This is a genomic window from Pseudoalteromonas sp. P1-26 (assembly GCF_001401795.1).
Taxonomy (GTDB): domain Bacteria; phylum Pseudomonadota; class Gammaproteobacteria; order Enterobacterales; family Alteromonadaceae; genus Pseudoalteromonas.
In genome coordinates this window covers 65,510-84,109 of record NZ_LKDX01000002.1, presented here as the reverse complement: position 1 = coordinate 84,109, position 18,600 = coordinate 65,510, and the positions used below count along the sequence as shown (strand labels likewise).

Below are 18,600 nucleotides of genomic sequence, written 5' to 3'. Positions count from 1 at the left end.
CTCCAGTTTTATTCCTCGCATTAACGCATCACAAACAACTCGTGATGCGCGCCACTGCAAGCCCCACAGCCGAAACTGCGGGTGGCCTTATTAGATCTCCGAACTACGCTGCGTTGATTGCCATTGTTTTTCCATGGCAACATCTGCAGTTGATGCCGATAACACAGGCTTACCTAAAATGTGGTCCGCCGCTTTTTCTGCCACCATAATGGTTGGTGCATTTAAATTACCGTTAGGAACGGTTGGGAAAATAGATGAATCTACAACCCGTAAACCTTCGATACCGTGCACTTGAGTTTGCGAGTTAACCACGGCCATCTCATCTTCACCCATCTTGCACGAACATGACGGATGGTAAGCACTCTCAACCGCTTGACGAACAAACGCATCGATTTCTTCATCGCTTTGAATATCTTTACCGGGTTGAATTTCACCATCGCGATACTCATCAAACGCATTTTGTTCGATAATCTCACGAGTTAAACGTACACAAGCTCTAAAGCCTTCAATGTCATCTTGGTGCTGTAAGTAGTTAAATTGGATCTTAGGTGCAACCTGTGGATCCGCCGACTTAATCGTTACTGCACCACGGCTTTTTGGTTTGTTATGCCCAACATGAACTTGGAAGCCATGACCATCAAAGGCACTTTTACCGTCATAACGAATTGCAGCTGGTAAAAAGTGATACTGAATATCTGGCCATTCAACACCCGGTTTTGAGCGAATAAATGCACATGATTCAAAATGGTTCGTCGCCCCTAAACCTGAGCGGTTTAATAGCCAACGAGCGCCAATTAGCCCTTTTGAAACAAGGCCTAATTTGCCGTTTAAAGTAATTGGTTGCTTACACTTATATTGGAAGTAAAACTCCAAGTGATCTTGTAAGTTTTGACCAACACCTGGTAAGTGATGTTTAACCTCAACCCCCGCTTCGCTCAGGATATCTTTATCACCAATACCTGATAATTGCAGAATATGCGGTGAGCCAATTGGGCCCGCACTTAAAATAACGTCTTTTGCTGAAAATGCTTGCTGCTTAGAGCCAGACACTGAAAACTCAACACCAACGGCTTTTTTGCCTTCTAGCAGAACTTTTTCAGCTAAGGCACCGGTGATTAGCGTTAGATTTTTACGTGACTTAACTGGGTCTAAATACTCACGGCTAGCAGAGCTTCTTACGCCGTCTTTTACCGTCATATGCATTGGCCCAAAACCTTCTTGCTGGGCTGCATTGTAGTCATCAGTTTGCGCATAACCTGCTTGTTGGCCCGCTTTGATAAAGGCTTTATAAAGCGGGTTAGCCATTTCATTACCGTTATTAACCCCTAATGGGCCGTTATCGCCACGGTAACTGTTACCACCTAAGTAGAATGATTCCGCACGTTTAAAGTACGGTAAACATGCTTGATAATCCCAACCATTAGCGCCGTGTTGCTGCCACTCATCAAAATCTTTGGCATGACCACGTACATAGACCATGCCGTTAATCGATGATGAGCCACCTAACACCTTACCTCGTGGGCAGTGCATTTGACGGTTATCTAAATATGGCTCTGGCTCGGTATGAAATTGCCATGCATATTTGTCAGTATTCATTGGGATTGATAGCGCGGTAGGCATCTTTATAAAAATGCTTTTATCACTACCACCCGTTTCAAGTAATAACACCTTATTCGAAGGGTCTGCTGATAGTCGGTTTGCCAACACGCAGCCTGCAGAGCCAGCACCGACTATGATGTAATCATAGTTCTGTGTACTCATTAAAATGGACTCTCTATATTGCTCATACCCACATAAATCGATTTAGTTTGGGTATAGTGATCTAAAGTTTCGATACCGTTTTCACGGCCGATACCTGATTGCTTGTAACCACCTACTGGCATTTCTGCAGGTGAATTACCATAGCTGTTTATCCAACAAATACCGGCTTGTAACTGGTGGATAACGCGGTGTGCACGCTGAATATCTTTAGTGAACACGCCTGCGGCTAAGCCTAGGTGCGTATCGTTTGCACGCTGAATAACGTCATCTTCATCATCAAACACCAACACGCTCATTACCGGGCCAAAGATCTCTTCTTTAACTATGGTCATGTCATCTTTACAGTCGACAAAAACGGTCGGTTCCACAAAGTAGCCGTTTGGCGCAGATACTGGTGATAGTGCCTTACCGCCGGTTAATAAGGTTGCGCCTTCTTGAATACCTTTATCGATATAGCCAAGTACTAGCTCTTGGTGTTTTTTAGAGATAAGCGCCCCTAAATTCACCTCAGGATCCATTGGGTCGCCAGCAATAATATTTTGCTCAGTGCGTGTTTTCAGCTCATCAATAAACTGCTGATAAACATTTTTATGCACATAAATGCGTGTACAGTTAGTGCAGATTTCGCCTTGCGTATAAAAATTACCTAACATTGCCGCACTAACAGCTTGTGATACATCGGCATCATCAAATACTAATAACGGTGACTTACCACCAAGCTCCATGGTCACATCTTTAAGTGAACCAGCAGCGCTTGCCATTACTTTTTTGCCTGTGCCTACTTCACCAGTGAAAGACACTTTTTCAATATTTGGGTTTGCTGTTAACCATTGCCCTACTTCAGCAGCGCCTTGCACAACGTTGAATACGCCAGCAGGTACACCCGCTTCGATGAAAATCTCTGCAAGTTTAATTGCACCAAGTGGTGTTTCTTCAGAAGGTTTGAAAATAACCGCATTACCTGCAGCCAGTGCTGGGCCTGATTTCCAACAAGCAATTTGTAGTGGGTAGTTCCATGCACCAATACCGGCACAGATACCTAAAGGCTCTTTACGTGTGTAGTAAAAATCATTGCCAACCATTTGTTGCTGACCCACTTGCGCAGGAGCAAGGCCAGCAAAATATTCAATAACATCGGCGCCAGTTTCAACATCGACACACTCGGCTTCTTGCCAAGGCTTACCCGTATCAAGTACTTCTACTTTAGCCAGTTCATCGTTACGATCGCGTAAGATTGCCACGGCTTTTAATAAAATACGGCTACGCTCAATTGGCGTCATTGCAGACCATGCTGCAAACCCTTGTTTTGCGCTTTCGATTGCCGCGTTTTGAATAAACTCATCAGCAATTTCAACGTGATAAATCACTTCATCCGTTGCAGGATTCTTAACTGCAAAGGTATCGCCAGTTTGATTCTTTAAAAAATGGCCATTAATAAAATTTTCGTAAACAGGTGTGGTCATTTTAGGCTCCATACTGTTTTATCAGTGAACGAATGTAGTCTTTGGCTAAACGCTCACAATTTTCGAATTGATCTTGGTCTGACTTACTTAATACGGCTCTTAGCCATAAACCATCGATCATGGCTGCACTTAGCTCAGCAGCTAAATTGGCATCGCTATCGCTCATTAACTGTTTGAATGAGCTTAATAAGTTACTAAATAAACGTTTACTATTTACGTTTTGTAAGCGATGCAACTGGGCGTCGTGCATTGAATGCGCCCAAAAGCTCAACCAAGTTTTGGTGTTATTGCTTTGCTGCTGAATACGCGAAAAGTTTGCTTCAACGATAAACATTAATCGTTGCTCTGGACTAGTTTGTGGCGTTACTTGATTCAAAAGTGCTTGCTTTAAGCTGGTCAATAAATAACGCACAGTGGCTTCAATTAAGCCCTGCTTACCACCAAAATAATGACTGATAATGCCAGACGATAAGCCTGCCTTTTTACTAATGCTATTTATGGTGGTGCCTTGCAAACCAAGCTCTGCAACCGACTCTATTGTGGCGTCAATTAACTGCTGACGACGAACAGGTTCCATTCCAACTTTCGGCATAATTTTTTATTGATTGAACGTTCAATTAAAATAAAGGTTAAGGTAATGAGCATGGCAATTCAAGGTTGACAAATTGTAAACAACCGCAAAGCTACACTCGTAAGTTAAGCTAACCCACTGTTCTTACGTTTATTATCCGAAATATAAAAAAGTTTTAAATTTATTCAAAATAAAGCCTAAAAAGTATGAATTTAAGCTGAAATGCGGAAAAAAGAGAAAATTTATTGCAGGCGTATTTTAATAAAAAAGCGCTTATGAAAGCGCTCATGTTAGGCTAAAAGTTAAGCTAAGCTCATTCGTGGTATTTACGAATAACCGCTATCTTGCCATCTTCTATTTCGAGCACATCCATAATGGTCTGCGTGTATTCAATTTCTTGCTGGTTTTGTGGGTGTATACCTTTAGCATGATGGGTATAACGCAAGGCAATGGCAGAATCATTAAAAATAAAGGTATCGAGTAAGTTTGCTTGATATTCAGTGTGCGCCCCAAGGTAAAAAGTCATGCCTTTACGCATCATCGCTTTGCCATCTGGCTCCCTTGAATCATCTGTTTGATAAGGTAAGTGTTGGTTTGCTAAATCGTCAGTTAATAAAGCTAAAAAGGCTTCTAACTCTTTGTTGGTGGCATTGGGTGCTTGTGTTGCAACCATGGTATTAAAGTACTGCTGTGCTGATGATGTGAGCTCTGGGTTAACTTGCTTTGCTTGGCTGCTAAATGTGCTGAACAGGCAAATAGCTAGAAAATAAAGGTGCTTCATCGTTATTCCTTGTGGTTTTAGTTATTGACTAATAATCAAACTACGCACCAAAAATAACGACAAAGCATCAAACTATCAACAATTTAGTTTTAAGCTGTTTGTGGCTTTGGGATCTCGCGTTTATCTAAATAGCCGCTGTATCGTGTTGCAATTAACGCCGCTAAACTGATGATAGCGCCAATCCAAGCAGTGTCTTGCAATGAGTAGTTTTCAACGACAACACCACCTAACACTGAACCTAGCGCAATCCCGATATTAAACGCTGCAATGTTCAACCCTGAGGCCACATCGACGGCATTGGGTGTGAACTTTTCGGCAAGTTTAACCACATAAACTTGCAGCCCAGGCACATTACCAAACGCAAATGCCCCCCATACAAGTATGGTCAGTACCGCAGCGACTTTAGATTGCATGGTAAAGGTCAGCACTAACAGCACAATACTCAAAGCACTAAAGATAATGGTCAGCGCACTAATGGGGCCTTTTTTATCAGCTAATTTACCGCCGTAGATATTGCCAACAGCAACCGATACCCCATATACCAGCATAATTAAGCTAATGGTGGCTGATGCAAAACCAGTTTGCTGCTCTAAAATGGGCGCTAAATATGTAAAGGCAGTAAATGTGCCGCCATAACCAAGTATGGTCATCAAGTACACCAGTAAAAGCCTAGGTTGCACCATTACTTTTAGCTGCTCACCCAAAGTCGCCGGTTTACTTTGCTTTAAGTTGCTAGGAATTAAAAACGCGCTACCAACAAGTGCAATTAAGCCCAGTAAAGACACCACTAAAAAGGTCGCTCGCCAACCAAAGTGCTGACCAATCCAAGTCCCTAATGGCACACCGGTTACTAATGCAACCGTTAACCCCGTAAACATAATCGCAATGGCACTGGCTTCTTTATCTTTACTTACAAGCCCAGTAGCGATCGTTGAACCAATTGAGAAAAACACCCCATGGGCAAGGCCTGTTAGAATCCTTGCGGTGATCAAGCTACCATAACTAGGTGCTTGCCAAGCCAGTAAATTACCAATTACAAATAGGCTCATTAAGCTAAGTAATACATGTTTTCGATTCCAGCGTCCGGTAAGCGCGGTTAATACTGGCGCCCCCACCGCAACCCCTAATGCGTACAAGCTAACAAGTAGTCCGGCACTCGGTAACGAAACCGCTAAATCATCAGCGATGGTTGGCACTAAGCCGACAATCACAAACTCAGTGGTGCCTATGGCAAACGCACTGAGAGTTAACGCAAGTAATGCTATTGGCATCACATATCCTCTGTTTAATTTTGAAAGTGCGGCTATTGTGGCTAAAATTAAATTTGCAAAAAATAGCAGTAGTGACAAAATACTTTTGTCAAAAATGAAAAGGTAAAACCATGAGCGTGATCTCCAACACCCAAGATTTAGAAGCATTTATTAGCGTGGTTGATACCGGCGGGTTCTCAAGTGCAGCCAATGCATTAGATGAGCAAGTAGCAAAAATATCACGGGCGGTAACTCGGCTCGAAAAATCCTTAAACGTTACCTTATTCAACCGCACTACAAGGCGCATTGAGCTGACCGAAGAAGGTCAGTTATTTTTAGGCTATGCTAGAGAAGCACTGAGTCAGCTCGCACAAGGCGAAGAGGCCTTAAAGCTTTTGCACTGCGCCCCATCAGGAAAATTAAGAGTCGATGCTGCAAGCCCCTTTGTGTTTCACCAATTAGCACCACATTTAAAAGCCTTTAACCAAGCTTACCCTGATATAAAACTCGAAATCACCAGCCACGACAACATTATCGATTTACTTGAGCATAAAACCGATATTGCTATTCGTATTGGCGAACTCGCTGACTCAAACTTGCATGCGCGCACTTTGGGAGTTAGCAAACTACAGCTCGTTGCCAGCCCTGATTATTTAAAAGCGGCACCGCCATTAAACGAGCTAACCGACTTATCCTCGCACCAGCTTATTGGTTTTACCGATGCGCCGCATTTAAATCACTGGCCGCTAACCACGCCTTTAGACCTTAAATTTTCAATCAGTGCATCAAGTGGTGAAACTGTGCGCCAGCTTTGTATTCAAGGTCACGGCATTACCTTGTTGTCGGAATTTATGATCAACGAAGATTTAAAAGCAGGCCGTTTAGTAAAAGTGCTCGAAGGCGAGGTACTGAGCCCTAATCGCCGCGAAAAAGTGCATGCGGTGTATTATCAAAACAGCGGTGTGTCATCACGAGTATTAGCGTTTTTAGACTTTATAGCACCCAGGTTAACGCTTTAGTTTTTGCACTTTTAACAAAAGTGTTTTGTGATTAGTGGCATTAATTTCATAAATAATTTTCGTTATGCTGAAAGCATATTCGCTTTCAAGGAGCCGTAATGAACAAATTATTCGATACTGTACAACTTGCCGGTCATACATTAAAAAACCGCATTGTTATGCCACCGATGACCCGCTCTCGCTCATCACAACCGGGTGATATCGCCAATGAGTTAATGGCCGATTACTATGCACAACGTGCGAGCGCTGGCTTAATTATCAGCGAAGGCACACAAATATCAGCCCTAGGTAAGGGTTATGCTTGGACACCGGGTATTTACACTGCCGAGCAAATAGCCGGTTGGAAGAAAGTAATCGACAAAGTTCATCAAGCTGGTGGCATTATGTTCGCTCAGCTTTGGCATGTTGGCCGAGTATCTCACCCAAGTAACACAGGTGGCGAGCAACCAATCGCGCCATCTGCTATTGCAGCTAAAGACGTAAAAGTTTTTATTGATGAAGATGACAAACCTGACTTTGTTGCCACAGCACAGCCACGCGCAATGAGCCATGACGACATCAAACAGGTTATAAACGAATACCGCCAAGCAGCCCGTAATGCAGTTGATGCAGGGTTTGATGGTATTGAACTTCACGCTGCTAATGGTTACTTAATTAATCAATTTATTGATTCAGAGTCAAACCAACGCACTGATGAATACGGCGGCAGTTTAGAAAACCGCTTACGCTTTTTACAACAAGTGACACAAGCGGTTTGTGATGAAATTGGCGCTGAGCGTGTTGGCGTGCGCCTTGCTCCACTCACAACCCTCAATGGTACGGTCGATGATAACCCGTTTGAAACCTATATTGGCGCAGCAAAAGTACTCAGTGATCTCAACGTTGCTTATCTGCACATTGCCGAAGCTGATTGGGATGATGCGCCTTTAATGGAGCAAAGTTTTAAGCAAGCACTGCGTGAAAACTATGCTGGGTTAATGATTTATGCAGGAAAGTACACTGGCGAGAAAGCAGAGCAAGCATTAGCCGCAGGCTGGGCTGATTTAATTGGCTTTGGTCGCCCGTTTGTTGCAAACCCTGATCTGCCAGCTCGTATTGAACAAGGCGTTGAACTTGCGCAGCATGATCCAGATACCTTATTTGGAGGCGGTGCTAAAGGTTACACTGACTACCCTTTAGCAACGCAGTAACGCGCTAAAAAAGGTGGCTCGTCAACCAAAAGCTCAATACAATAAAGCTGATGTTGGCGAGCGCTCTTAACCACCAAGGAGCAGAGCTAAACTGGAGTTGGCTGTACTTGCTTACTAATACCAACACGCCCATCACAGTAAACCAAGGAGTAAAAAAGAATAGTGGCTTTAACTTCACTAAACTCACCGCTAAATCGTGCAGCGCCCCACTGACAGCAAAAGTCAAAACAAGGGCACACCAAGCCGGCATAATGTCATTGCAAGGCTTCATTACATACCGAGATAAGTAATAGCTCCACACCGGATTCCAATATCGCCAAAATAAATAAAACGAGCTAGCACCCAGCGAGCGTATCAGCATATTGCGCAACGAATCTTTATGGCCAAGAGGCACACCTGTACGTTTTTTAACGTATTGAGCAAGGGTAATAGCTGCAGACACAGGATTTCTCTTTTTTACTAATGACTCAATTAGACTACTAAACAACCAACAAAAGAGAAACCAAAACAAGGCTTGAAATTGTAACGGTTTATGAAGCGTGCAGAACTAAGGCAAGTGATGAAGCTGAGCTAAGCACTCAGCTTCATTAAAATCACATCTTACTTTTTACTTTATTAGTCGCTTGGCTGGTGGCTGGGTCGTCTGGCCAAAAATGTTTTGGATAACGCCCTTTCATTTCTTTTTGCACATCTCGGTAACTCGTTTGCCAAAAGTTAGCTAAGTCTTGAGTTAACTGTAGCGGTCGCCTCGCTGGTGATAATAACTCCATTAATAATGGCAGTTTACCTTGGGCTAGCAAAGGCGTGCTGGTCATGCCATACACTTCTTGCATGCGTACACTGAGCTTCGCAGGGCCATCGAGCTGATAAGCCACTTTTACATTTGAACCACTTGGCACCGTTAATCGCAAGGGCAGGTGTTCATTCAATAAACTTTGCTGCTGCCAATCAAAACAGCTTTTAATCGCTTCGCTGTAATTGAACTTTTTTAATTGTTCAAGGTTTTTAATATCATCCAAATAAGGTGCAAGCCATTGGCTATCGGCAATTAAATCATCATGATTTAAACGCGGAAATGACTCTGGTAACAGCTTACTTGCCAAGCTCATTCGAATAAGTAACTGCTCACTATCGGGCTGTTCATTAAATACCGAAAAGCCCCGCTTACTAAATAAATTTAACCAAGCTTTGGTGCGCTCGTTTTTATCTAGTGGCTGTTTACTTGGTTGACTCGCTATGGTGATGGCACCCAGCTTGAGCTCATCTTGATGGATAAAACGCCCTGCTTTTTCATCGTATTCGCAGCGAGTTTGCTCAGTAAATAAATGGGAAAGCTCATCTTCAAGCTCACTTGGCAAAAAGGCAACAGCGGCAAAAACACGGTTTCCCTTATGACCGCCCATATGCGCAATGGCAATATAGTCATCGTTATGCCAAAACTCCTCACTTAAATCGGCGCCTGCACCATTGGCAAGTAAATAACCATTACCGCGCTTTTTGGCTAGGCGGTCTGGAAAAGCAAGCGCCACCAGCAGCGACAAGTACTCTGTTTTAAACTCATTAACCGGCTTGAGTTGCAAGCGCGATAGCCAATAATTTAATTGCTGCTTAAATACTGGGTGCGGTTTGCTGTGCTGACTATGTAATGCCAAATTAAGATCAGCTGGCATACTGATGCGGCTTTCAAGCAGTGCAGTTAAATACCCCGCTAATACATAAATACCAGACATGCGCTGCTCTAGTTGCTTTGCCTTAATGAGCATATGCGAGAGGCGAATATCGGCTCCATAGCTCAGCATTTGGCTGCCAAGGGGTGTTAGCTTTTCATTTTCATCAATGGCTTCGAGCATTTTCAAAAGTGCCGTTGCCTGTTTAATCTGCTGGCGACTAGGTGGGTCGAGTAAGCTAAGCTCAGCAAGTGATGCCCCCCACTGCTTTGCCTCTAATAACAACTGACTAATATCACTGGTCAGAATTTCTGGCGCATCATGGCTGTTACGGCGCTCAAAGGTTTGCTTAGAGCCTAGTCGATACACAACCCCCGGCTCAATTCGCCCAGCACGACCAGCGCGCTGTATGGCAGAAGAACGAGAAATACTTTGCGTAACAAGCTCTGTAACACCGGTTTTTAAATTGAAATTGGCAGCACGGCGTTTGCCGCTATCAACCACAATACGTATTCCTTCAATGGTCAAACTGGTTTCAGCGACATTGGTGGTTAATACCACTTTGCGTTTGCCATTTTTAGCAGGCGCGATAGCAGCTTGTTGCTCGTTTTTATTTTGCTCACCATACAAGCTAAATACTTCGACGCTATCACCTAAATCATTTAAAGACTGCTGAACGCGCATGATTTCACGCTGCCCTGGTAAAAATACTAAAGCACTGCCCGTTTGCTCACTAAGCGCCTGTTTTATTAGTGTAGGTATGTCATCGAGCCAACGGCTTTCGTCTTTAAGTGGAATATACACTTCATCAATGGGGTAGCTTCGACCTTGTGATGAGATAATAGGACAGCTGAAAAACTCACTGTAACGATCGCCATCTAGGGTTGCCGACATCAGTAAGATTTTTAAATCATCGCGAAGTGCTGCCTGTGTTTCGAGGGCAAATGCCAAAGCCGTATCTGCGGCAATTGAGCGCTCGTGAAACTCATCAAAAATAAGTAAGTCTACATCACTAAGCTCTGGGTCATTTTGCAACATACGCGTCAACATGCCTTCGGTGACAATTTCGAGTTTAGTTGTAGAACTTACTTTTGATTCACCACGAATGCGTAAGCCGACACTGTCACCGACTTTTTCATTCTGCTGACTTGCCAAATACTGGGCAATATTGCGTGCAGCCAGTCGTCTTGGCTCTAACATAACAATGCGTTTAAAGTGCCCTTCGCGCATTAAGGTAAGAGGCAGCCATGTCGATTTACCCGCTCCCGGTGGCGCTTGCAATAAGGCCATTGGGTTACTCTGTAATGTGGTTAACAAGGATTGATAAATATCTTGAACTGGCAGCACGTTAGGTATCTCTTACTTTCTTTTCACGCATTGTATCAAAAAACTAAAAATTGCGATGGCTATAGGCTTATTTTCTATCTCGGGCTTTAGAAGTGAAAACATTGCATTCTGCCAGTTTAGACTTATTCTTGATTAAACGACCAAACAAAAATCAGAATAAGGAATTAACTTGTTCAGGATTTACACCCGTATCTTAATCACCTTGCTACTGTTAGTTTTCCCGTTTCAAAAAGCGTTTAGTCAGCAAAAAATTACGGTTGCACTTGGCAATACACTACCACCTTGGGTGATGGTTGAAGACAACACAGGCATAATTCCTGACTTACTTCGTGCGACACTCGGTGTTCACGGTTATCAAATACACTTTGTCTACGTTCCCTATGCAAGGCGGATCCCTTTGTATACTGAGAACTTAGTTGATGTTGTGTCTGATATTAATGAAAAAGTTATCGAAACCCATCAAATGAGCGGTTACTTTTCAGATATTGCTTACAGCTACGAGAACTTCGCTTTTAGTCTGGCCAAGCAAAACCTGCAGCTTAGCTCTATTGCACAATTAAAACACTTTAGTGTTCTTTCATGGCAAGGTGCAAAAGAATTACTCACACCAGAATATCAAGCAATGGCCAGAGAAAACCCACAATACGCAGAAACCTATGATCAACTTGCACAAGTACAGCTTTTGTATCGAGAGCGCTACGAGGTGATCCAGATGGACGGTAAAATTTTTGATTATTATCGAGCATTAATTAATATCAATGACGAAATTGATGTCTCTAAACCTGTGCAACGATTTGCGTTGTTTGGCAAAAACCCCAGTGGCTTTTTATTTCGAGACGAAGCCTTAAGAGACCTGTTTAACGAGAACTTGCGTAAACTAAAATCAACTGAAGAATACACGCGGATAATCAATCGCTATACCTCTAAGAGCCACTAAGTATCTAAAAACTAGCGCAACAGAAAATATTACAGGCTGATTCTAAAAACTACGTAGTAATTGCAAACTTATAAATTCCACTCATTATATGTAAAAGCATAAAACAACTATAAATCAATCAGTTAACAAAGTTCACCAAATTGGTACAGCGATTGCTCTTACTAAGATGAATGTTTAACAAAGTAAGGAGATTATGATGAACAGCGATCGTTTAGAAGGCAATTGGAAAGAGCTTAAAGGTAAAGCACAACGTAAATGGGGTGACCTTACCGATGATGATTTAGATAAAATTGAAGGTAGCCGTAAAGAGCTGATTGGTAAGCTTCAGCAAAAATACGGTAAATCTAAGGAAGAAGCTGAGCGTGAAGTCAGCGACTTTGAAAAAAGCCATTAATTTGAGCAATCAATAAAGCCGCTAATTGCGGCTTTATTTATCAAGCAGGCTCATGCTTTGCTAAATCGACTTCAGCAACCGTTTGATTTTTACCTTGCGATTTAGCGCGGTAAAGCCGTTTATCGGCAATGTTCAAACAGTGATCCACGCTCTCATCAGCAACGCGCACGTACAAGCCAATACTTAAGGTGACATTAAAACGATGCTGGCCGCTCGTAAATGGCTTTTCAGCAAGCTTCTTATGGATTTTTTCAGCTACTTTTCTGGCTCTAAGCTCATACCCTGTTGGGATCACTATTAAAAACTCTTCGCCGCCCCAACGGGAAATAACATCTTCTTCTGTGCACACTTCTTTAAAGACATCAGCGAAAAATATTAGCACCTCATCGCCCACTTGATGACCGTAGGTATCGTTGATTTGTTTAAAGTTATCAACATCCATCAGCAAGAACACAGCCCCTTCGCCAAAGCGCTTATCTTGCAAGCATTCAGTTGCGTAGCGACGGTTAGCGAGTTCAGTCATCGCATCAGTACGTGCAAGCTTTTGATTAAGCTTAAGTTGTTCCATTAACTGCAAACTGTATTTGTTGCGGTAATATTCGTAGAAGCCAGCCAAAATACATAAAATCGAGAAACACAGCATGACACGTGTCGGAAAGTAGTGACTCGGATAACTGTAATAACCAAATTGATCGGTAAAATAGAAAAGCACCGAGATAATACTGGCAAGCAAGATAAGATCGAACGCTCCGCGCTTTAAGCCACGAATAAAAAATGTCACAGGAGATACAATAAACAGCCATAACGGCCCAGTGCCATTGCTCCCCCCAGAGACAATTAAAAAACACATCATCGAATAGAGGGCGTACAGCATAAGTACTGCGATGGTTTCGTCACGATTTTTAATGACGAAAGGTGAGGCAAACACAAAGCCGCCAATAATCAATAAATAGCTAAGGGCATGGTAACCATCTTGATAGCTGGTGATCGCCATTAAAAACGAGGTAATCGAACCAATAAATGCGAAAACACGTAAAAATCGTGCTTTATCTTTGTCACTTGCATTCACTGTATCAATCACAATTTCACCTTAGATTTCTTGATCAATCTCAATAATACCAATCCGCAATAATACTTAATCATTTTGAGGGATTAAACCTGTCGCTACCTGCGTTAAAAATTTCTGATTTAGAACAAAAAAATTTCTGATTTAGAACAACTAAATAACGAAATTTTTGCCTTGTTATCAACGAGGTTTTATTGCCTCAAAATAGACCACTTTATTAAGCGAATTGGTATAACTTTAACACAAATATATAAATTAGAAGGAATTTACCAGTATTAAAACAATTAAAAAGAAAAAAGTATGATAAAAAATGAGCATAAAAAAACGAGCCATTTGTGGGCTCGTTTTTAATTTAAACAAAAGCTAATAACTAAAGGTTATTATTCTGGTTCATAGCCCAAATTAGGCGACAACCAACGCTCAGCTTCTGCAAGAGTCATGTTGGTACGCTTAGCGTAATCTTCAACCTGATCTTTTTGAATTTGCGCTACAGCGTAGTACTTAGCTTCAGGGTGAGAGAAATACCAACCAGAAACCGCCGCACCCGGCCACATTGCATATGAACTGGTTAGCTTCATGCCAATACGCTGCTCGGTATCAAGTAACTGCCAGATTTTCTTCTTCTCTGTATGTTCAGGACAAGCAGGATAACCTGGCGCAGGGCGAATACCTTGGTAGTTTTCACGAATAAGTTCATCGTTCGATAGATTTTCATCTACCGCATAGCCCCAATACTCTTTACGTACTTGCTCATGCAAGTACTCAGCAAATGCCTCAGCCAAGCGATCTGCTACGGCTTTAACCATGATCTTATTATAATCATCTTGCTTAGCATCGAAGGCATCGGCAAGGTCGTCTTCTTCAAGACCACCAGTAACCGCAAAAGCACCAAAGTAATCAGGGGTGCCTTTTGGCGCAATATAATCAGCTAAACAATAATTAGCAAAGTCGGTTTTTTCTGTTTGCTGACGTAAATGACACGCTGTAGTTAAAAGCGTTGTACGCGACTCATCGGTGTAAATCTCAATGTCATCCCCTACTCGGTTTGCAGGGAATAAACCAATGACACCTAGAGGTTGTAGCGCACCTGATTGCTCAAGCTCATCAAGCATTGCGTTGGCATCAGCGAATAAGCTTTTAGCCTGTTCACCTACAATTTCATCTTCAAGAATACGTGGGTACTTACCAGCGATTGACCACGTCATGAAATAAGGTGTCCAGTCGATGTACTGTCTTAACGTCGCAATCGAAACATCTTTAAACTCAGTCACCCCCAGTTTTTTCGGCACAGGTGGCGTGTAGTTGTCCCAATCGAGTTTTACAGCGTTGTCGCGAGCACGCTGTAAAGTAACGGGTTTTGAGCGCGGCTTTTTACGTGCTTGTTGTTCACGTACTTTTTCATACTCAGCTTTGGTTTTCTCTAAAAATGCCGGCTTTAACTCTTTCGACAATAAATTAGAAACCACACCCACAGCGCGGCTGGCGTTATTTACATAAACCACACCTTTATCATACTGAGGTTCAATTTTAACCGCGGTATGCGCTTTAGAGGTTGTTGCACCACCAATCAGTAGCGGTAATTCAAAACCACGGCGGGTCATTTCTTTCGCAACATGCACCATTTCATCAAGCGAAGGGGTAATAAGCCCTGATAAACCAATAATATCGGCTTTTTCGTCAATGGCGGTTTGCAAAATTTTCTCTGCCGGCACCATCACACCAAGGTCAATAACCTCGTAGTTATTACATTGCAGTACCACGCCTACAATGTTTTTACCAATGTCGTGTACGTCACCCTTAACGGTTGCCATAACCACTTTACCATTGGTTGCGCCTTCTTCTTTTTCAGCTTCAATGAAAGGGTCAAGATAGGCTACGGCGCGCTTCATCACACGAGCAGACTTAACAACCTGAGGTAAGAACATTTTACCTGCGCCAAATAAGTCACCTACTACGTTCATGCCGTCCATAAGCGGGCCTTCGATCACTTCGATAGGCTTAGCTTTGCTCTTGCGGCACTCTTCGGTATCTTCATCGATGTATTCGGTAATGCCTTTTACTAGTGCATGTTCAAGGCGCTTTTCAACAGGCCAAGTACGCCACTCTAAATCTTCAACTTTCTCTGCTTGCGCCATGCCAGAGTATTTGGGTGCAAGTTCAACAAGTCGCTCACCGGCACCTGGGTCGGTATTGAGGATCACATCTTCTACAGCTTTGCGCAGCTCTTCGGGAATATCATCGTAAACCGCTAATTGGCCCGCATTTACAATGCCCATGTCCATACCCGCTTTAATCGCGTGGTATAAAAACACTGAGTGAATAGCTTCACGTACTGGGTTATTACCACGGAACGAGAACGACACATTCGATACACCACCCGACACTTTACAGTGCGGTAAGCCTTGCTTAATTCGGCGCGTACCTTCAATAAACTCAACAGCGTAGTTATCGTGCTCTTCAATGCCCGTTGCGACGGCAAAAATGTTTGGGTCAAAAATAATGTCTTCTGGCGGAAAGCCAATATCATCAACGAGTATTTTGTAACTACGCTGACAAATCTCGAACTTACGATCAGCAGTTTCTGCTTGCCCGGTTTCATCAAACGCCATAACCACCGCAGCAGCACCAAAGCGTTTAATTAGCTTAGCTTGGCGGATGAATGGCTCTTCACCTTCTTTAAGTGAAATTGAGTTAACAATGGCCTTACCTTGAATACACTTTAAGCCTGCTTCAATCACTTCCCATTTAGATGAGTCGACCATGATAGGTACTTTTGAGATATCAGGCTCTGAGGCAATTAAGTTTAAAAACTTTACCATCGCCGCTTTTGAGTCCAACATAGCTTCATCCATGTTGATATCAATCACTTGCGCGCCATTTTCTACTTGTTCACGGGCAACATCGAGAGCGGTCTCGTAATCTTCTTCCATGATCAAGCGCTTAAACTTAGCCGAGCCTGTTACATTGGTACGCTCACCGACGTTAGTAAATACAGCAATTTGGTCAGTCATGTCGGTTTCCTAGTTTAAGTTACACGCTTCAAGGCCCGATAAGCGCATACGCACTTCAAGCTCAGGTAATTGGCGAGGTTTTACACCTTCAAGGCCTTTCGCAAACGCCTTAATATGAGCCGGTGTCGTGCCACAACAACCACCTACAATATTGATAAAGCCAGACTTGCCCCAATCAATAATTTCTTTTGCCATTTCAGGAGCTTCTAAATCATATTCGCCAAACTCGTTCGGTAAACCTGCATTTGGATGCACCGAGGTAAAGGTTTCACAAACGCGCGATAACTCTTCAACATACTGGCGCAGTAAGTCAGGGCCTAGGGCGCAGTTAAGGCCGATTGATAGCGGTTTAATATGACGAATTGAGTTATAAAATGCTTCTGTGGTTTGCCCTGATAAAGTACGGCCAGAGGCATCGGTAATGGTGCCCGAAATCATCACAGGTAAACTACGACCAGCTTGCTCGAATGCTTCTTCTACTGCGAACGAAGCCGCTTTAGCATTAAGGGTATCAAAGATGGTTTCTATTAAAATAAGGTCAGCACCACCTTCCATTAATGCCAGTGTTGACTCAACATACGCAGCCACCAGCTTATCAAAGTTGATATTACGATAACCTGGGTCATTTACATCTGGTGAAATAGAACAGGTTTTTGACGTTGGCCCAAGTACACCGGCTACATAACGCGGTTTGCTAGGATCTTTTGCTTCAAGTTCATCACACACGCCGCGTGCAAGCTTCGCTGACTCGAGGTTGATTTCGCGGCTAAGGCTCGCCATGTCGTAATCTTCCATAGAAATAGTCGTGGCATTAAAGGTATTCGTTTCGATGATATCGGCACCGGCTTCTAAATAAGCACGGTGAATATCAGCAATGATTTTTGGCTGAGTCAGGCTTAATAAATCGTTATTGCCTTTAATAAGTACGTGCCAGTCTTTAAAGCGCTCACCGCGATAATCCTGTTCTTCTAATTTATATTCTTGGATCATGGTGCCCATCGCGCCATCGAGGATTAAAATTCGCTGTTTTAGCGCCTCGGTTAATTGTTCGCGTTTATTCACTGCATTACTCGGCATAGTTGTTAGTCCTTACATCTTGGCTAACTAAGTTAATATCATACGGTGTAGTTTGGTACACATAATAGTTTAACCAATTCGAAAACAATAAAAAGGCATGGCTTTGCCACGTTTTCGACGGTTCGTTGTCTGGGTTATCGTCAGGGAAGTAATTTTCTGGCTTAGGTGCATCCGCTGATTTTTCTTGGTCGCGTAAATACTCCCCTTTTAAGGTATGAGCATCGTACTCTGGATGGCCAGTAATATACACTTGGCTACCTGATTTATTTTTAATTAAGTAGGCACCTACTCGCTCTGATCCGGCTAACACCACTAGCTCCTCGCAGGCATTGATCTTATCGATATCAATATGACCATAACGAGAATGTGGCACTAAAAAGGTATCATCAAAGCCACGCGTTAGCGCTGCGTGGTCAAAATAGCTTTTATGGGTGAAAACACCGCTTAATTTGTTTGGTTTCAGATCACGTTTAAGACCATAGTGATGATAAAGCCCCGCATGGGCCGCCCAACACGAAAACAGCGTAGACGTCACATGCTGCTCTGCCCAATCTAAAATAATTTTTAGTTCATCCCAGTAGGCAACTTCGTCATACTCTAAATGAGCAAGCGGTGCGCCCGTTATGATCATGGCATCGTAGTTATTATCTTTCACTTCTGAAAAATAACGATAAAACGTATCCATGTGCTGTTCAGAGTTACTGCTGGTGCGATGGGTATCTAAGCGCAACAGCTCAACATTAACTTGCAGCGGTGAGTTTGCTAACAAGCGAATAAACTGCACTTCGGTTTCAACTTTGTTTGGCATTAAGTTTAAGATGGCCAAACGCATTGGGCGGATTTCTTGCGTTTTAGCACGACTTTTTGGCATTACAAACACGTTTTCTTGACGTAACTTTGCAATGGCAGGCAATTCATCTTTTACTGTAATGGGCATAGCTGGCTCCGAGCATACTTATCTGACTGCTAATTATGAACGGATAGTTAGAAATTTCAACCTCTAGATGTTTAGATGTCTAAATGAAATAGTATTTCTGAGCGGTCATTAATTAAAATGTATGACTCT

At 42.8% G+C, this 18,600-nt stretch carries 15 protein-coding genes; 4 read left to right on the top strand and 11 right to left on the bottom strand.

Translation table 11 applies throughout. The annotated features are described in order from the left end of the window. Positions 1-90: 90 nt before the first annotated feature. The 5 genes from betA to AN394_RS01680 all read right to left on the bottom strand — a co-directional run bounded on the left by betA (position 91) and on the right by AN394_RS01680 (position 5,847). Complete coding sequence (gene betA, locus AN394_RS01700; RefSeq protein ID WP_055020668.1) at positions 91-1,761, bottom strand: choline dehydrogenase; 1,671 nt, start codon at positions 1,759-1,761, stop codon at positions 91-93. After that, the gene (gene betB, locus AN394_RS01695; RefSeq protein ID WP_054562277.1) at positions 1,761-3,224 is read right to left on the bottom strand and encodes a betaine-aldehyde dehydrogenase; all 1,464 of its coding nucleotides are present in this window, start codon (positions 3,222-3,224) and stop codon (positions 1,761-1,763) included. Before betB ends, betA begins: the two co-directional genes overlap by 1 nt. A 1-nt stretch (position 3,225) precedes the next feature. After that, the gene (gene betI / locus AN394_RS01690; RefSeq protein WP_055020667.1) at positions 3,226-3,816 is read right to left on the bottom strand and encodes a transcriptional regulator BetI; all 591 of its coding nucleotides are present in this window, start codon (positions 3,814-3,816) and stop codon (positions 3,226-3,228) included. Between the two features lie 292 nt (positions 3,817-4,108). Next, positions 4,109-4,576: a nuclear transport factor 2 family protein gene (locus AN394_RS01685; RefSeq protein WP_055020666.1), complete on the bottom strand. Its 468-nt coding sequence runs from the start codon at positions 4,574-4,576 to the stop codon at positions 4,109-4,111. Between the two features lie 89 nt (positions 4,577-4,665). After that, entirely contained in the window at positions 4,666-5,847 is a 1,182-nt protein-coding gene (locus AN394_RS01680) for an MFS transporter (RefSeq protein WP_054562280.1), read from the bottom strand. Positions 5,848-5,957: 110 nt separating this feature from the next. Between AN394_RS01680 and AN394_RS01675 the strand changes: the two genes are divergently transcribed. Further along, complete coding sequence (locus AN394_RS01675; RefSeq protein ID WP_055020665.1) at positions 5,958-6,845, top strand: LysR substrate-binding domain-containing protein; 888 nt, start codon at positions 5,958-5,960, stop codon at positions 6,843-6,845. Between the two features lie 98 nt (positions 6,846-6,943). After that, positions 6,944-8,035 carry an alkene reductase gene (locus AN394_RS01670; RefSeq protein ID WP_055020664.1) on the top strand — a complete coding sequence of 364 codons (1,092 nt, stop codon included), beginning with the start codon at positions 6,944-6,946 and terminating at the stop codon, positions 8,033-8,035. A gap of 4 nt (positions 8,036-8,039) precedes the next feature. On the opposite strand, the gene AN394_RS01665 is transcribed toward AN394_RS01670, so the two are convergent. Then, positions 8,040-8,477, bottom strand: coding sequence for an MBOAT family O-acyltransferase (locus tag AN394_RS01665; RefSeq protein ID WP_055020663.1), 438 nt, complete (start codon positions 8,475-8,477; stop codon positions 8,040-8,042). A gap of 151 nt (positions 8,478-8,628) precedes the next feature. Then, on the bottom strand, positions 8,629-11,049 hold the full coding sequence (hrpB, locus tag AN394_RS01660) for an ATP-dependent helicase HrpB (RefSeq protein ID WP_055020662.1): 2,421 nt from the start codon (positions 11,047-11,049) through the stop codon (positions 8,629-8,631). Positions 11,050-11,218: 169 nt separating this feature from the next. On the opposite strand from hrpB, the gene AN394_RS01655 reads away from it, so the two are divergent. Next, complete coding sequence (locus AN394_RS01655; protein ID WP_055020661.1) at positions 11,219-11,986, top strand: ABC transporter substrate-binding protein; 768 nt, start codon at positions 11,219-11,221, stop codon at positions 11,984-11,986. A gap of 196 nt (positions 11,987-12,182) precedes the next feature. Beyond that, the gene (locus AN394_RS01650) at positions 12,183-12,380 is read left to right on the top strand and encodes a CsbD family protein (RefSeq protein WP_055020660.1); all 198 of its coding nucleotides are present in this window, start codon (positions 12,183-12,185) and stop codon (positions 12,378-12,380) included. Positions 12,381-12,420: 40 nt separating this feature from the next. Here AN394_RS01650 and AN394_RS01645 read toward each other — a convergent pair whose 3' ends face one another. The 4 genes from AN394_RS01645 to metA all read right to left on the bottom strand — a co-directional run bounded on the left by AN394_RS01645 (position 12,421) and on the right by metA (position 18,471). Then, on the bottom strand, positions 12,421-13,461 hold the full coding sequence (locus AN394_RS01645) for a GGDEF domain-containing protein (protein ID WP_055020659.1): 1,041 nt from the start codon (positions 13,459-13,461) through the stop codon (positions 12,421-12,423). 365 nt (positions 13,462-13,826) lie between these two features. Then, complete coding sequence (gene metH, locus AN394_RS01640; protein ID WP_055020658.1) at positions 13,827-16,457, bottom strand: methionine synthase; 2,631 nt, start codon at positions 16,455-16,457, stop codon at positions 13,827-13,829. A 9-nt stretch (positions 16,458-16,466) separates the two neighbouring features. Continuing rightward, on the bottom strand, positions 16,467-17,534 hold the full coding sequence (locus AN394_RS01635; protein ID WP_054562289.1) for a homocysteine S-methyltransferase family protein: 1,068 nt from the start codon (positions 17,532-17,534) through the stop codon (positions 16,467-16,469). Beyond that, positions 17,524-18,471 carry a homoserine O-succinyltransferase gene (metA, locus tag AN394_RS01630; RefSeq protein ID WP_054562290.1) on the bottom strand — a complete coding sequence of 316 codons (948 nt, stop codon included), beginning with the start codon at positions 18,469-18,471 and terminating at the stop codon, positions 17,524-17,526. The genes AN394_RS01635 and metA overlap by 11 nt, the downstream gene beginning before the upstream one ends. Positions 18,472-18,600 lie beyond the last annotated feature (129 nt).

Coding starts and splice junctions, on each gene's coding strand:
- betA (WP_055020668.1), bottom strand. CDS start 1,761: ATGAGTACACAGAACTATGATTACATCATAGTCGGTGCTGGCTCTGCA.
- betB (WP_054562277.1), bottom strand. CDS start 3,224: ATGACCACACCTGTTTACGAAAATTTTATTAATGGCCATTTTTTAAAG.
- betI (WP_055020667.1), bottom strand. CDS start 3,816: ATGCCGAAAGTTGGAATGGAACCTGTTCGTCGTCAGCAGTTAATTGAC.
- AN394_RS01685 (WP_055020666.1), bottom strand. CDS start 4,576: ATGAAGCACCTTTATTTTCTAGCTATTTGCCTGTTCAGCACATTTAGC.
- AN394_RS01680 (WP_054562280.1), bottom strand. CDS start 5,847: ATGCCAATAGCATTACTTGCGTTAACTCTCAGTGCGTTTGCCATAGGC.
- AN394_RS01675 (WP_055020665.1), top strand. CDS start 5,958: ATGAGCGTGATCTCCAACACCCAAGATTTAGAAGCATTTATTAGCGTG.
- AN394_RS01670 (WP_055020664.1), top strand. CDS start 6,944: ATGAACAAATTATTCGATACTGTACAACTTGCCGGTCATACATTAAAA.
- AN394_RS01650 (WP_055020660.1), top strand. CDS start 12,183: ATGAACAGCGATCGTTTAGAAGGCAATTGGAAAGAGCTTAAAGGTAAA.
- metH (WP_055020658.1), bottom strand. CDS start 16,457: ATGACTGACCAAATTGCTGTATTTACTAACGTCGGTGAGCGTACCAAT.
- AN394_RS01635 (WP_054562289.1), bottom strand. CDS start 17,534: ATGCCGAGTAATGCAGTGAATAAACGCGAACAATTAACCGAGGCGCTA.
- metA (WP_054562290.1), bottom strand. CDS start 18,471: ATGCCCATTACAGTAAAAGATGAATTGCCTGCCATTGCAAAGTTACGT.